The sequence below is a fragment of the Achromobacter veterisilvae genome (assembly GCF_037619525.1).
Lineage (GTDB): Bacteria > Pseudomonadota > Gammaproteobacteria > Burkholderiales > Burkholderiaceae_B > Achromobacter > Achromobacter veterisilvae.
On the sequence record NZ_CP148753.1, the window covers coordinates 3,739,357 to 3,753,428 of the forward strand.

Consider the following 14,072-nt stretch of genomic DNA (forward strand, 5'->3'; position numbering starts at 1 on the left):
GTCAGTGCTTCTCCGCCGGCGGAGTCAACGTGACTTTGCCGTTGACCAGTCCCGGCAGCGGACGCCCGTAGGCGTTGGCGGCGCGCGCCAGGTCGGCCTGCTGGACGGCCAGGTCCCAGTCGCGGGCCGCGCCGTCCAGCCAGCGCAGCAGCGCCGAAGCGGGCGCCTGGGCCAGGGTCAGCAGCACGCCCGGGCCTGTCTCGGGTTCGCCCAGCGTCCATTGCGCGGCGGGCAGCCCGGCGCGTTCGAGCGACGCGGCAAGTTCGGAGCGCGTGGGCATGGCGCCGGCGGGCGCGGCGGAGCGCCGCCGCAGGGCCGCGGCCTGCGCGCTCAGGTCCGCGACGATGGCGGCCTGCGCGCGCAGCGCCGGCAGTTCGGCCTGGAGCTTGCGCACCGCGTTCAGGGGCGGTTCGATCAGGATGCTGAACGCCAGCGCGCCGCCCAGCAACAGCGCCGCGCCGGCCAGCAGCCGCCGTTCGCGCGGCGCCAGCGCGCGGTAGCGCTGGCGGGCGCGGTCCAACGCGGGATCCAGGGGTTTGCGGACGGACAGCCAGGCCGCGTGCAGGCGTAGCGAGAGAGCATTCATGGTTGAGCGCGCGCGATGCGCCAGGTGTGGCCGGTGTCGGCGCGCTCCAGTTTCAGGCCCAGGGCGGAAGCCTGCTGGATCAGCGCGGGCGTTTCGGCGATGCGCTGGGACGGCTCGCCGGCGTCGGCCAGTTGCAGTGTGAGTGTCTGGCCGGTGTAGGCCAGGCGGGCGACCTTGTCGGCGGCGAAGGGCAGCGCCTGGGCCGCGGCCCGGGCCAGCGGCAGGAAGTCGGCGGCGCCGGCCGCGCCCCGGCTGGCCTGCAGCGCGTCCAGGCCCTGCTGCGCCTGGCGCGCCGGGTCCAGCACCACGGGCAGGTCGGGGAAGGCGGCCAGCACCTGCCGGCGCATGCCGTCGCGCAGCGCGTCCGCTTCGGACCGGAGCTGCGACGCGTAGAGATTCAGCCCGCCTATCCATACCGCGGCGGCGGCCGCGCCCCAGCGCCACGCGGGGCGCCAGCGCGAGGCCCGCGCGGGCGCCAGTTGGGGCATGGCCAGCGACCAGGAAGGCGAGGGCGCAAGCCAGCGCGGATCGGCCGGATCGCGCAAGGGCGTCCGGGTTTCGGGGCCGAGGGTCTGCGGCGCGATGAGGGCGTGGGCGCGCAGGCCGTGCGCGTTCAGCAGGCTCCAGGCGCGGCGCACGGGCTCCCGCGCCGCCCAGGCCAGCGGCACCGACCCGTCGGCGGCCCTTGGCCCGTGGCCGACCGCCAGGGCGTCCAGGCCGCTCAGCACCAGCGGCTCCAGCGCGCCCTGGACGGCGGCGGCGTAGCGGGCGCGGGCGACGGCGGGGATCTGCACAGTGGCCGCGATCACGTCCGACGGATGCAGGACGGCTTCGCAGGCGGCCTGCGGGTACGCGCGGCCCAGGGCGCGCAGCGTCAGTTCGCCCTGCCGCGCGCAGCGGCCGCGCCGGTCGAACCAGGCGTGGGGCAGGGGAGAGTCCTCGCCGAATTCGGCGAGGACGGGCAGCGCGATCCGCAAGGTGTTCTTCAAGGGGTTTTTCTTGTCCATATTGTGTCGGGCGCGGCCGGCGGGGCGCTGCGCACCAGGGCCTGCATGGAGATCCGCGCGCGCTCGTAGGCGACGGTGCCGCTGGCGAGGAACCAGCCGCTGCTGGTGGCGACGGCGGGCGGGGCGGTCTTGATGCCCGCGCCGGCCAGGCGGTTGGCGAAGTCGCCGGCGTTGTTGAACCAGTTGCCGCGGTCGCGCTCGCCCGCCATCGACCGGGCCTGGCTGAGCGACAGCCCCGGCACCAGGGCCGCGATGACTTCGGCGGGCGCGGTGTTGACGTTGACCGGCGTGGCCACGGGCAGCACCGTCATCGTGCGGCGCAGTTCGTTGCGCGCCGGCGGATCCAGCGCCAGCAGCGCCGCGATCTCGTCCACGCCGCGGGGCAGCGGCGCGCGGGGGCCGGGGCCGGCCTCGGGCCGGCCCCGCAGCGCGTCGGCCGGCGGCGCCGGCGGTTGCGCGGCCGCCATGATGTCGACCAGGCGCGCGGCCAGCGCGTCGGGCAGTTGCAGCGTGTTCAGCAAGCGGCGCAGCACCTGTTCCTGCCCGGGCTGCGGCACGCCGTTGGCGGCCAGGTTGTAGAGGTTGTATTTGCCCTGTTCGTCCTGGATGCGGCCGGAGAACACGGCGACGCGGTCGTCTCCGGGCCGCTCGATGCGCGTTTCCAGGACGGGTGTGGCCCAGACCTGGTCGCCGCGCGTGGTGGGCTCGCGCCGGCCATGGTCCCGCAAGACCAGGCGGGCCCAGTCGATGCCGCCGGCCAGCATGGCGCGCGCCTGCGCGCGGGCCAGCTCGTTTTCCACGCGCCGGGTGCTGGCGGTCTGCCGCTGGAACAGGCTGGCGCTCAGCGCCGCCACGATGGCCACGATGATGAGGGCGCTGATGACCGCCGCGCCGCGTTCGCGCATGCCGGCCGCGTTCACGGCAGCTCCAGGATGCGGCTGAAGCGCTGCGGCACGGCTCCGCCGCGTTCCACTGCGATCTCCAATCCGGTGGGCGAGTCCGCGAGGCCGGCGTCGGCGTCGACCCAGCCGGCGCCCGGCACCCAGGCGCGCAGTGCCAGGGACGTCACGCCGGGCAGGAGCAGGACGCCCCCATCCGGGGCGGGCAGGGGGCTGCGCGCCGCCGACGGCCCGCCGGCGCGCCAGAGGCCGTCCTTGCGCACCTGCCAGTGCACGCGCTGCCACAGTCCGTTGCCGTCCGGGTCCGTGCGCAGCACCTCGAGCGTCTGGCCGCCGGCGGCGCGGCGCAGCAGGCGCAGGCCGCCGGTGTAGGCCAGGACGTCCTGGCCGGCCGGCTCGAAGGCCGGCCCGGTGTAGGAAAGCTCCACGTCGCGGGCGACCTGGCCCAGCGCGCGGACGATGGCGTCGGTGTCCTCGGCCTGTTCCTCGATCCGGTCGCGGGCGTGGGACACGCTGGCCAGGCCGCGCCAGGCCATGAGGCTGACGAGCGCCATCAGCGCCAGGGCCACCAGCACCTCCATCAGCGTGAAGCCGGCTTGCGAGCGGACGGGGCGGCGCATGGCTATCGCACGCCGGACAGAAGGCCGTCGAGCTGCAGCAGGACGGCATCGGGACGCGGCGCGGACGCGTCGCGCACCCGCACCGAGACCTGGCGGAAACTGCGGTTCATCGAATTCGTGAATTCCAGGTCGCATTGCAGCGCCCGGCCGCCTTGTCCGCAGGGCAGGGTCCGCGCACCCGCGCGCGGCAGGACCTGTTCCAGGCGAAGCTGGGCCAGCGCGTTCTGCGCGGCCAGCAGCGCCAGCGTCTTGTCCTGGAGGCCGCGGCTGTTCGCCGCCATGAGGCCGGTCGCGCGCAGCGCCGCGCCCATCGCGACGGCGATGATGGCCAGGGCCACCAGCACTTCGATGAGCGTGAAGCCGCGCTCGCGGCCGGCGCGGCGGAGCGGTTCAGCGGATGCCATAGCGTCCCGCGGCGTCGCGTTGCAGGATCACGCGGGCGTCCCCGGCAAGCAGCGTGAGCGTGATGGGCGCGGCGACCCATTCCGTGTTGAAGACCAGCGGCCGGTCGGGGTCGAGCCGCAGGTCCACCGGGCCCGCCGACCAGGCTTGCGGGCGCAGCACGCCGTCCCGTTCCATCGTGTCCACGGGCAGGGCCTCGTCCTCCTCGGCGCCGAGGTCCGGCAGGCGGCCCCGGCGTTCGAACGACCAGCCCTGTCCGCTGGGCAGCCAGCGGATCGGACGGCCGTCGCTGCGGGCCTCGCTCTGGGCCACGGTAAAGGCGTCGGCCAGGCGCTGGGCGTCTGCGCGCAGGCGGTTTTCGCCCCTGCCCACGGACAGGCTCACCATGCAGGCCGCGATGCCCACGATGACCAGCACGACCAGGACTTCGACCAGCGTGAAGCCGCGCTCAGAGTTCCCAGGAGCCGATGTCGGCATCGCCGTTCTCCCCGCCGGGCTTGTTGTCGGCGCCGAACGAGAACACATCGGTATCGCCTTTGACGCCGGGGCTGAGATATTGGTAGGGATGGCCCCAGGGATCGTTGGGCAGCTTGTCCAGATAGCCGCGCCAGTTGGAAGCGCCCTCGGGTTTTTCCACCAGCGCGCGCAGGCCCTGGGCGGTGGCGGGATAGCGGCCGTTGTCCAGGCGGTAGAGCTTGAGCGCCTGCATGATGCCGGCGATGTCCTGCCGCGCGGCGACCTGGCGCGCCTGGTCGGGACGATCCAGCACGCGGGGGACGATCAGCGCCGCAAGAATCCCCATGATCACGATCACCACCATGATCTCGATGAGGGTGAAACCTTGCTGGCGGGCAAGCCCGCGCGGTAACTGACGCACTTTGCGACTCCGGTCTTCAGTAGAAGCGGAGGATTGTGGTCATGAAATATGACAGCAATAGGGGCGCGGGGCGTTCATTGCGCTTCAGCCCGCGCGCGCGATGCCGGCGGACGCGGGCGGCGGCGCGGGAGCGGGCAGGCGGCTGCCGCGGCCCGCCTGTTCGACGGTCACCGCGTCCGCGACGATCTCGCGCAATACGATGCCCGGCGCCACCTCGTCGCCGACGCGCCAGGCCAGGGACGGGCCGCCGTCGACGCTGAGGACGGCCGCGCCGCCCGGGCCGGCAGCGATCACGCCTTGCACGGCGATCTGCGTGCGCATGGCTTCGTCCTTGCCGAACCAGACGGCCACGGGCCCGTTGTCGGCGGCGCGCGGCGCCGCCGCGCCGGACACCGCCGGAGGCAGGGGGCCGGGGCGCGGCGCAAGCAGAATGGCCCCCCAGGCGCCCACGCCGGCGGCCAGGGCCAGGATGGCAAGAACACGCAGCGCGGCGGGCAGGGCGGAGGGTAATGAGAGCGGCATGGAGTGTGGTGCGGGGGGGGAAGCGGTGGACTATAGCGGGGGTTCATGACAGCACTGTGGTGTCTGACACCCTTGGAAGATCGTCGAGCAGGGACGGTCATCGCACCAGGGTGTCAGACACCTGCCCCCGAGAACGTGCCCATGCAGGTCATGCAGGTGCCTGACACCCCTACGAGCCGGCCGCGGGCTTGTTGCGGCGTTCCCGGGTGTCTGGCACCGGACTCGCATGACAGCACTGTGGTGTCTGACACCCTTGGAAGATCGTCGAGCATGGACGGCCATCGCACAAGGGTGTCAGACACCTGCCCGGGAACATGCCCATGCAGGTGCCTGACACCCCTACGAGCCGGCCGTGGGCTTGCTGCGGCGTTCCCGGGTGTCTGGCACCGGACCCGATCCCCCCACCCGCCCCACGCAAAAAAAATCCTGATCCGTCGATCAGCCTTTCTCTTTCTCGCTTCACGGGCCGTTCACTTTCGGCGGCCACCATGTGCTCCAACGCAAAACCTGTTCATGAAGCGAGAAGACAAGCATGCAAGTATCGGATTGGAGAAGATGGTGCGCCGCGCTGCTGGCGACCGGCGCGCTGGCGGGCTGTGGCGGGGATGACGGCGACAGCGCGCCGCCGGCCGCCGCGCCGGACCAGGCGCGCGCCGACAAGGTGCTGTTCATCGGCGTGGACGGCCTGACCTACGATGCGATGCGCCGCGGGGTGGCCGACAATTCCCTTCCCAACATCGGACAACTGACCGTCACGCGCGCCTGGACGGGCGGCGTGACGGGCGCCGCGACCCAGCAGCCCACGCTGCCCGCGCCCGGCTGGGCGACGCTGTTGACGGGCCAATGGGCCGACCGGCACGGGGTGCGTTTCACGGTACAAGGCGAGGCGCTGAAAACGCCCACGCTGTTCCAGCGCGTCAAGTCGGCGCAGCCCGAGGCGCGGACCGCGGCGGCCTTCAATTCGTCCGTGCTGGCCGGACTGGTCGGCGGCGACCGCGACGCGGGCTATCTTCAGGCGCTGACCGATTGCGCGGGCGGCGACGATTGCGTGGCCGCGCAGGCGCGCGACCGCATCACGGAAGGCTATGACGTGGTGGTGGCGCAGTTCGGCGCGCCCGAGCGCGTCGCGTCGGAGCAAGGCTTCGGCGGCGCCTACGACGAATCCATCCGCCGCGCGGACGCGGCCGTCGGCGCGCTGGCCCGGCAGATCGCCGACCGCAAGGCGGACCACCCGGGCGAGGACTGGCTGGTGGTCGTGGCGTCCAGCCATGGCCTGGGCCAGACCGGCGCCAGCGACGGCCGGCCGTTTTCGTCCAACAAGACGATCCTGCTGGCGGCGAACCAGCCGGCGCTCCTGGGCGGCAGCGCCGACGACGCGTCGTTCGACGGGCTGTGGGACAACAATTGGTACGCGCTGCCCAGCGCGGCCGACGTGACGCCGACCCTGCTGGCGCATCTGGGCGCGCTGCCGGCCGCGGCCGGCTACGACATGGCGGGCGCGTCGCTGGACGGATCGCTGGCTCTGCGCAATGCCTCGGCGCGCACGTCCACGGACAACAAGAGCGTGACGCTGCGCTGGGTGCGCGTGGGCGAACCCGCCGGCGACATCGTGATCAGCCGGGACGGCGCGGAAATCGCGCGCGTGCCGGGCACGGCCGCCGAGTACGTCGACGAAAACCTGTCGTTCGATACGGAAGGCGTGCATGCGCTGAACTACAGCATGTCCATGGGCAGCGCCGTCAGCGCTGTGCGCGCCACGGTGGCCTACACCAAGCCCCTGCCGCTGCTGGCCTCGCTGCGCACCGGCCTGACGATGCTGTTCCCGTTCGAAGGAAACGTCACGGACGTGGCCGCGGGCGGCGGCGCCATCGCGCCGTACGACGGGGTCCAGGCGCCGGCCTACGCCGACGCGGGCGTGTTCGGAAAGATGTTCAAGAACGACCGCGGGGCGGACCCGATGGGCGCCTTCAAGCTGGACTACCCGGCGGGCATGCTGGATGCGGCGCAGGCCTTCACCATCGGCTTCTGGTACCAGTCCGACGGCACGGCCAGCGACCGTTCCATCGTGGGCAACAAGGACTACAACTCCGGCGGCAACCCCGGCATCACCATCGCGCAGTGGGCGGGTCCGGTGCTGTATTTCAACCTGGCGGGCGGCGGAACGCGGGTCGACATCAACAACGTCAAGTTCACGCCGAACAAGCCGGTCTACATCGCGATGACGGTCGACAAGACGGCCAAGACCCTGACCGCCTCGGTCTACGACAGCGAGCTGGGCTATTCGAGCAGCACGATAGGCACGGGCGCGGTCGATCTCGGCAAGGTGGCCGGCAACTTCGGGCCGCACCTGGGCCTGAACGAAGACGGCCTGGGCACCTACGGCATCTGCTGCGCCGGCACCAAGGGCCCGTACACGATGTATTTCGACGACCTGGCCTTCTGGTCGCGCGCCCTGACGGACGATGAAGTGAAGTCGCTGGCCCTGTCCGGCAAGTCCGTTTCCGAATTGTTCCCCTGATGTCTCAAGGATAGAAAACGATGAGCATGTCCATGATCCTGCGCGGATTCCTGCGCCTGGGCGCGGTGCTGATGCTGAGCGCCACGCTGGCCGCCTGCGGCGGCGACGACGGCGACGGCGACGGCGGCCAGTCCGGCACACCGCCGCCCGCGCCCGCCAAACCCGAACTGCGTTGCGCGCCGTGAGCCGCGCTTTCCCCGAATCCATAGGAATAGCATCCGTGAAGTCCGATAAAGACCAGGTCCACGCCGGCAAGCGCCGGTTCCTGCGCAACGCCGCCGCCTCGACCGCGGGGCTGACCGCGCTGTCGATGTTCCCGCCGGCCATCCGCCGCGCGCTGGCCATTCCCGCCAACAACCGCAGCGGCACCATCAACGACGTCGAGCACGTGGTCATCCTGATGCAGGAGAACCGCTCGTTCGATATGTACTTCGGCACGTTCAAGGGCGTGCGCGGCTTCGGCGACCGCATCACCATCCCGCTGCCCGACGGCCGCTCGGTCTGGGAGCAGAGCAACGGCACGCGCGTGGTGATGCCCTACCATCTGGACAGCACGCAGGGCAACGCGCAGCGCGTGGCCGGCACGCCGCACGACTACGTGGACGCGCAGATGGCGTGGGACGGCGGCCGCATGGAGCAATGGCCGCGCTACAAGCAGAACCAGTCCATGGGCTACTACCGCCAGAACGAGGTGGAATTCCAGTTCGCCCTGGCCGAAGCCTTCACGCTGTGCGACGCCTACCACTGTTCCTCGCACGGCGGCACCAACACCAACCGCCTGTTCCACTGGACCGGCACCAACGATCCGCTGGCGCTGGGCAACGGCCCGTCCACCCGCAACCAGTGGGACAGCCTGGGCGCGTCGTCCACCGGCTGGACCTGGAAGACCTATCCCGAGCGCCTGCAGGAAGCGGGCGTCGCCTGGAAGGTCTACCAGAACCTGCCCGAGAACTTCGGCGACAATCCGCTGGCCGGATTCCGGCAGTACCGCCGCGCCAACGAACTGGCCGGCAACGGCGCCAACGGCTCGCCGTATCCGGCCTGGACGCCGGCCACGGACGCCGCCAACCCGCTCTACAAGGGCACGGCCAACACCATGCCGGACGGCGGCTTCCTGCAGGCGCTGCGCGACGACGTCGTCAACGGCGCCTTGCCGCAGGTGTCGTGGATCGTGGCGCCCGCCACCTATTCCGAGCACCCCGGCCCGTCCAGCCCCATCCAGGGCGCCTGGTACATCCAGGAAACGCTGGACGCCCTGACCGCCAACCCGGAGGTCTGGAGCAAGACCGTGCTGCTCATCAACTTCGACGAGAACGACGGCTATTTCGACCACGTTCCGCCGCCGGCCGCGCCGTCGCTGAATCCGGACGGGTCGATGGCCGGCGGGTCCACGGTGAACACCGACCTGGATCGCCACACGCGCGCCTCCGCCCAGGATGCCGCGGACAACCGCGTCTACGGCCCGGGCCCGCGCGTGCCCATGTACGTCGTGTCGCCGTGGAGCCGCGGCGGCTGGGTCAACTCCCAGGCTTTCGACCACACCTCGGTGCTGCGTTTCCTGGAAGCGCGCTTCGGCGTGGCCGAGGACAACATCAGTCCGTGGCGCCGCGCGGTGCTGGGCGACCTAACCTCGGCCTTCAACTTCGCCACGCCCAACGATGAACAGTTGCCGGACCTGAACCTGCTGACCCGCGCGGGCGCCGACCAGGTGCGCGCCGACCAGCAGGCGCTGACCGCCGTGCCGCTGCCGGACCCGTCCACCCAGGCCCGGCCGGTGCAGGAGAAGGGCGTGCGCTACTCCCGCGCCTTGCCCTACGAGCTGCACACCAGCGGCCGCGCCCAGCCCGGCACGGGCGCCATGCGACTGGTGTTCGCCAACACGGGCAAGCAGGCGGCAGTGTTCCACGTCTATGACCGCCTGCACCTGGACCGCCTGCCGCGCCGCTATACGGTGGAACCCGACAAGCAGCTCGAAGGCAGTTGGGACGCCGCGGCCGACGGCGGCAAGTACGACCTGTGGGTGCTGGGCCCCAACGGCTACCACCGCCACTTCGCGGGCGACCTGGCGCTGGCGCGCACGGCGGGGCTGGATGCGGAGATCCGCGTCTGCTACGACATCGCCAACGGCGACCTCTACGTCAGCTTCATCAATGGCGGCGACGCGCCTTGCACCTTCGCGGCCGCGCCCAACGCCTACTACGCCAACCACGAACGCTGGACGTTCACCGTGCCCGCGGGCGGGCAGGTCGAGCAGCACTGGGCCTTGTCGGGCAGCGGCGGCTGGTACGACTTCACGGTGAGCCTGCAGGAAGATCCCGCCTACGCGCGCCGCTACGCCGGCCGGGTGGAGACCGGCAAGGCCTCGGTGACGGACCCGGCGATGGCGCTGTAGCGCGCTTCAGGGGGCGGTCTGCGCGCCGCGCTCGCGGAACGCCGCGGCGCAGGCCGCGCAGATTGCCGCCGTAATGGCCTGGCGGGCGTGCTCGCGCCGCTCCAGCATGCCGATGGAGCGCGAGAGCGGCCCCAGGTCGCGCGGCAGGTAGAGGATCCGCAGTTCGGGGCTCTGCTGCCAGTTGGAGCCGTGGATCAGCGGCAGCAGGGTCACGCCCACCTCCTGGCGCACCAGTTCCACCAGCGTCTCGATGGCGTTGAGTTCCAGGAATTCGTTCAGCGGCACCGCCAGGCGCCGCAGCAGCCGGTCGATCTGCAGGCCGGTGCGCTGGGTGCGGTCGAAGCGCAGGAAGGGGTTGGACGCCAGTACCTGGCGCGCATTCTCGCCGGGCGCCGAGCGCGGCGCGATGACCGCCATCTCTTCTTCATATAGCGCGGTCCAGCGGGTGCTGGCCATTTTCCGGCCGGCCTCCACCAGGAAGGCCGCGTCCAGTTCGCCGTCCTCCACCTTGCCGGCCAGCTCGCTGGCCTTGCCCGACAGAATGCGCACGTCCAGCTTGGGGTGCAGCTTCTTCATGCCCGACACGACCTTGGACAGGGTGCCCATGCACGACACGATGCCGCCCACCGACACCGAACCGGCCAGTTCGCCGGGGACGGTGCGCGGCAGCCGCATGCGGTCGTATAAATCCAGCAAATGCTTGATTTCCGGTAGCAATTCCCGGCCGGCTGCGTTAAGAATGGCAAGACGGCCGCTGCGGTCGAACAGTTCCCGGCCCAGCTCCGCCTCCAGCGCGCGCATCTGGAAGCTGACGGCCGCCTGGGTCAGGGCCACTTGCTCGGCGGCTTCGGAAAAGGAGCCGTGGTGCGCGACCGCCAGGAAAGTTCGCAGGAAGCGGATCGTACTCATAAAAAAATCTTTTATGACGGAACAAAAAATCAAATTGATTTAATTAGATCACAAGAGTACTTTCGCCTGGGTCTATGAACACCAACCCGTTATGAGACTAGCCACATGAAATCCTTCGACTGGGGCAACCCGTATCCTTCCGTCCGCATTCCGCTGTTCGCCCGCAACGTGGTCTCCACGTCGCACCCGCTCGCGGCCCAGGCGGGATTGCGCATGCTGCTCAAGGGCGGCAACGCCGTGGACGCCGCCATCGCCGCGGCCGCCACGATCGTCCTGGTCGAACCCGTGTCCTGCGGCCTGGGCGGCGACTGCTTCGCCATCGTCTGGGACGGCAAGGAACTGCACGGACTGAACTCGTCCGGCGTGGCGCCGGCCGCCTGGAACGTCGAATATTTCAAGCGCAAATACGGCGTGGGCGACAACGGCCTGGCCGTCCAGCCCAAGCGCGGCTGGGACGCCGTGACGGTGCCGGGCGTGGTGGCCGGCTGGGCCGCGCTGCACGAAAAGCTGGGCAAGCTGCCCTTCGAACAGTTGTTCGAACCCGCCATCGAGATCGCCGAGCGCGGCTACGCCGTGCCGCCGGTGGTGGCGCACAAGTGGGCCGCCGCGGCCGAGGAACTGAAGTCGCAGCCGGGCTACGCCCAGGCCTTCCTGCCCGAGGGCCGCGCGCCCAAGGTCGGCGAACACTTCCGCTTCCCCGACGCCGCCAACACGCTGCGCCGCATCGCAGAATCCAAGGGCCGCGACTTCTATGAAGGCGAACTGGCCGAGCGCATCGCCGCCTTCAGCAAGGAATGCGGCGGCGCGATGACGCTGGAAGACCTGCGCAACTACCGTCCGGACTGGGTCAAGCCGATTTCCAAGTCGTACCGCGGCTACGAACTGCACGAGATCCCGCCGAACGGGCAGGGCATCGCCGCGCTGATCGCGCTGGGCATCGTCGAGCGCTTCGACATGGCCGACATCCCGGTGGATTCGGTGCAATCGCAGCATATCCAGATCGAAGCCATGAAGCTGGCCTTCGCCGACCTGTACAAGTACGTGGCCGACCCGCGCTCCATGCAGGTCACGCCCGAGCAGATGCTGTCGGACGCCTACCTGGACAGCCGCGCCAAGCTGATCCGCCTGGACCAGGCCACCCATTTCGAGGCCGGCCGCCCGCACGCCGGCGGCACCATCTACCTGACCGCCGCCGATGAAAACGGCATGATGATCTCGTTCATCCAGTCCAACTACATGGGCTTCGGCTCGGGCGTGGTCGTGCCGGGCACCGGCATCAGCATGCAGAACCGCGGCGTGGGCTTCTCGATGGACCCGAAGTCGGCCAACGTGGTCGAAGGCGGCAAGCGCCCGTTCCACACCATCATCCCCGGCTTCCTGACCCGGGGCGGCAAGCCGGTCATGAGCTTCGGCGTGATGGGCGGCGACATGCAGCCCCAGGGCCACATGCAGACCGTGATCCGCATGCTCGACTACCACCAGAACCCCCAGGCCGCCTGCTGCGCCCCGCGCTGGAAGGTCAATCGCGACTTTACGCTCGATATCGAGACCAATATGAAGGCTTCCACCGTTGCGGGCCTGAAAGACCTCGGGCATGCTTTGAAGTCCGTCGACGATCCCTACATGGATTTCGGGGCGGGCCAGTTCATCTGGCGCATGTCCGAGAGCGACAACGAACTGGGCTACGTCGCCGCCAGCGACAGCCGGCGCGACGGCCAGGCGGTCGGTTTCTAAACGCAAGCTTGCAAGCAACAAGGGGAACAACACAATGAAACGCTTGACCTTGACCTTCGGCGCCAGCCTGCTGGCGCTGACCGCAGGCGTCGCCAGCGCCCAGAACATCCGGATCGGCCTGCAGGAAGATCCGGACGTGCTGGACCCGCATCGCGCGCGCACCTACGTGGGCCGCATCGTGTTCACGTCGCTGTGCGACAAGCTGGTGGACATCGATCCCAAGCTGCACTTCGTGCCGCAGCTCGCCACCTCGTGGTCGTTCAGCCCCGACAACAAGGTGCTGACCTTCAAGCTGCGCGAAGACGCGCTGTTCCATGACGGCGCCAAGTTCGACGCCGCGGCCGCCAAGGCCAACCTGGAACGCGCCATGACCCTGCCGGACAGCCTGCGCAAGGGCGAGCTGGCCTCGGTGGAGAAGGTCGATGCCCCGGACGCCGCGACGCTGGTGCTGACGCTGAAGAAACCGGACGCGACCCTGCTGGCGCAACTGTCCGACCGCGCGGGCATGATGCTGTCGCCCAAGACCTTCACCGACGACGTGGCCGCCGTGGGCCGCAAGCCCGTCTGCTCGGGCCCGTACAAGTTCGTCGAACGCATCCAGAACGACCGCATCGTGCTGGAAAAATTCGACCAATACTACGACGCCAAGGATTTCGCCTTCAAGCGCGTGACCTTCCTGCCGATCCCGGACACCACCGTGCGCCTGTCCAACCTGCGCGCGGGCGACCTGGACATGCTGGAACGCCTGAATCCCTCCGACGTGCCGCAGGTCAAGGGCGACGCCGGCCTGGCCTTCGCGCCGGTGGCGGGGCTGGGTTTCCAGCAGTTCATGTTCAACGTGGCCAACGGCAAGCGCGCCGAGGACAATCCGTTCAAGAACAAGCTGGTGCGCCAGGCGTTCCAGTACGCCATCGACCGCAACGCCATCAGCGACGTGGCGGGCGGCGGCATCTTCGAGCCGGCCCAGCAGCCGTTCCCGCCCGCCAGCCCCTACCACAGCGACAAGTTCCCGCCGACCAAGCGCGACGTCGCCAAGGCGAAGGCGCTGCTGAAGCAGGCGGGCTTCGACCGGGTGAAGGCCGAGGTCATGTTCGGCAACAACACCACGACCTCGTCGATCGCGGAAATCGTCCAGGCCATGGCCTCCGAGGCGGGCTTCGACCTGTCGCTGCGTCCCACGGAATACGCGGCGCTGCAGAAGGAGTCGGCCGGCGGCAACTTCCAGGTCGTGATGCTGGGGTGGTCGGGCCGGGTCGATCCGGACGGCAACATCCACGCCTTCGTCACCTGCAAGGGCGCGCTGAACGACGGCCACTACTGCAACCCGGAAGTGGACAAGCTGCTGAACGAGGCGCGCACCGTGCCGGACGAAGCCAAGCGCAAGGCCATCTACGACCAGGCGCAGGCCATCATCCAGGACGAACTGCCCGGGGTGTATAACTATTACCAGCCCTGGCCCTTCGCGCTGGCCAAGAAGGTCAAGGGCTTCACGCCCTACCCGGACGGCATGATCCGCCTGAAGGGCGTGACGTACGCGCAGAAGTGACCACGGGGCGGCTGCTTCCGGCCGCTCCTGCCGGACGCGCTTTGCGCGTCCGGTTATTCT

14 protein-coding genes are annotated in these 14,072 nt (G+C 70.0%); 5 read left to right on the forward strand and 9 right to left on the reverse strand.

Annotated elements, in window-relative coordinates:
* Position 1: 1 nt before the first annotated feature.
* The 8 genes from gspM to WHX56_RS17440 all read right to left on the reverse strand — a co-directional run bounded on the left by gspM (position 2) and on the right by WHX56_RS17440 (position 4,913).
* A complete protein-coding gene (gene gspM, locus WHX56_RS17405) occupies positions 2–586 on the reverse strand; it encodes a type II secretion system protein GspM (protein WP_338878498.1) in 585 nt (194 codons plus the stop codon).
* Entirely contained in the window at positions 583–1,593 is a 1,011-nt protein-coding gene (gspL, locus tag WHX56_RS17410) for a type II secretion system protein GspL (RefSeq protein WP_338878499.1), read from the reverse strand. The genes gspM and gspL overlap by 4 nt, the downstream gene beginning before the upstream one ends.
* Positions 1,572–2,498 carry a type II secretion system minor pseudopilin GspK gene (gspK, locus tag WHX56_RS17415; RefSeq protein WP_338881796.1) on the reverse strand — a complete coding sequence of 309 codons (927 nt, stop codon included), beginning with the start codon at positions 2,496–2,498 and terminating at the stop codon, positions 1,572–1,574. The genes gspL and gspK overlap by 22 nt, the downstream gene beginning before the upstream one ends.
* Positions 2,499–2,509: 11 nt before the next feature.
* Positions 2,510–3,112, reverse strand: coding sequence for a prepilin-type N-terminal cleavage/methylation domain-containing protein (locus tag WHX56_RS17420; protein ID WP_338878500.1), 603 nt, complete (start codon positions 3,110–3,112; stop codon positions 2,510–2,512).
* A gap of 2 nt (positions 3,113–3,114) precedes the next feature.
* Complete coding sequence (gene gspI / locus WHX56_RS17425; RefSeq protein ID WP_129245428.1) at positions 3,115–3,516, reverse strand: type II secretion system minor pseudopilin GspI; 402 nt, start codon at positions 3,514–3,516, stop codon at positions 3,115–3,117.
* On the reverse strand, positions 3,503–3,991 hold the full coding sequence (gene gspH, locus WHX56_RS17430; protein WP_338878501.1) for a type II secretion system minor pseudopilin GspH: 489 nt from the start codon (positions 3,989–3,991) through the stop codon (positions 3,503–3,505). The genes gspI and gspH overlap by 14 nt, the downstream gene beginning before the upstream one ends.
* Complete coding sequence (gspG, locus tag WHX56_RS17435) at positions 3,963–4,391, reverse strand: type II secretion system major pseudopilin GspG (RefSeq protein ID WP_129245432.1); 429 nt, start codon at positions 4,389–4,391, stop codon at positions 3,963–3,965. Before gspG ends, gspH begins: the two co-directional genes overlap by 29 nt.
* A gap of 84 nt (positions 4,392–4,475) precedes the next feature.
* Complete coding sequence (locus tag WHX56_RS17440; protein ID WP_338878502.1) at positions 4,476–4,913, reverse strand: hypothetical protein; 438 nt, start codon at positions 4,911–4,913, stop codon at positions 4,476–4,478.
* A 532-nt stretch (positions 4,914–5,445) separates the two neighbouring features.
* On the opposite strand from WHX56_RS17440, the gene WHX56_RS17445 reads away from it, so the two are divergent.
* Genes WHX56_RS17445 through WHX56_RS17455 form a run of 3 tightly spaced genes read left to right on the forward strand, consistent with a single transcriptional unit; the run spans position 5,446 to position 9,823 of the window.
* The gene (locus WHX56_RS17445; protein WP_338878503.1) at positions 5,446–7,431 is read left to right on the forward strand and encodes an alkaline phosphatase family protein; all 1,986 of its coding nucleotides are present in this window, start codon (positions 5,446–5,448) and stop codon (positions 7,429–7,431) included.
* A 20-nt stretch (positions 7,432–7,451) separates the two neighbouring features.
* Positions 7,452–7,616: a hypothetical protein gene (locus WHX56_RS17450; protein ID WP_165360316.1), complete on the forward strand. Its 165-nt coding sequence runs from the start codon at positions 7,452–7,454 to the stop codon at positions 7,614–7,616.
* Between the two features lie 35 nt (positions 7,617–7,651).
* Complete coding sequence (locus tag WHX56_RS17455) at positions 7,652–9,823, forward strand: phosphocholine-specific phospholipase C (RefSeq protein ID WP_338878504.1); 2,172 nt, start codon at positions 7,652–7,654, stop codon at positions 9,821–9,823.
* Positions 9,824–9,829: 6 nt separating this feature from the next.
* Here WHX56_RS17455 and WHX56_RS17460 read toward each other — a convergent pair whose 3' ends face one another.
* Positions 9,830–10,732 (reverse strand): LysR family transcriptional regulator, encoded by a 903-nt coding sequence (locus WHX56_RS17460; protein WP_287752163.1) that lies wholly within the window; start codon positions 10,730–10,732, stop codon positions 9,830–9,832.
* A 105-nt stretch (positions 10,733–10,837) separates the two neighbouring features.
* Here WHX56_RS17460 and ggt point away from each other — a divergent pair, with 105 nt between their 5' ends.
* Complete coding sequence (gene ggt / locus WHX56_RS17465) at positions 10,838–12,466, forward strand: gamma-glutamyltransferase (protein ID WP_129245443.1); 1,629 nt, start codon at positions 10,838–10,840, stop codon at positions 12,464–12,466.
* 34 nt (positions 12,467–12,500) lie between these two features.
* Positions 12,501–14,012, forward strand: coding sequence for an ABC transporter substrate-binding protein (locus tag WHX56_RS17470; RefSeq protein ID WP_129245445.1), 1,512 nt, complete (start codon positions 12,501–12,503; stop codon positions 14,010–14,012).
* Positions 14,013–14,072: the final 60 nt, after the last annotated feature.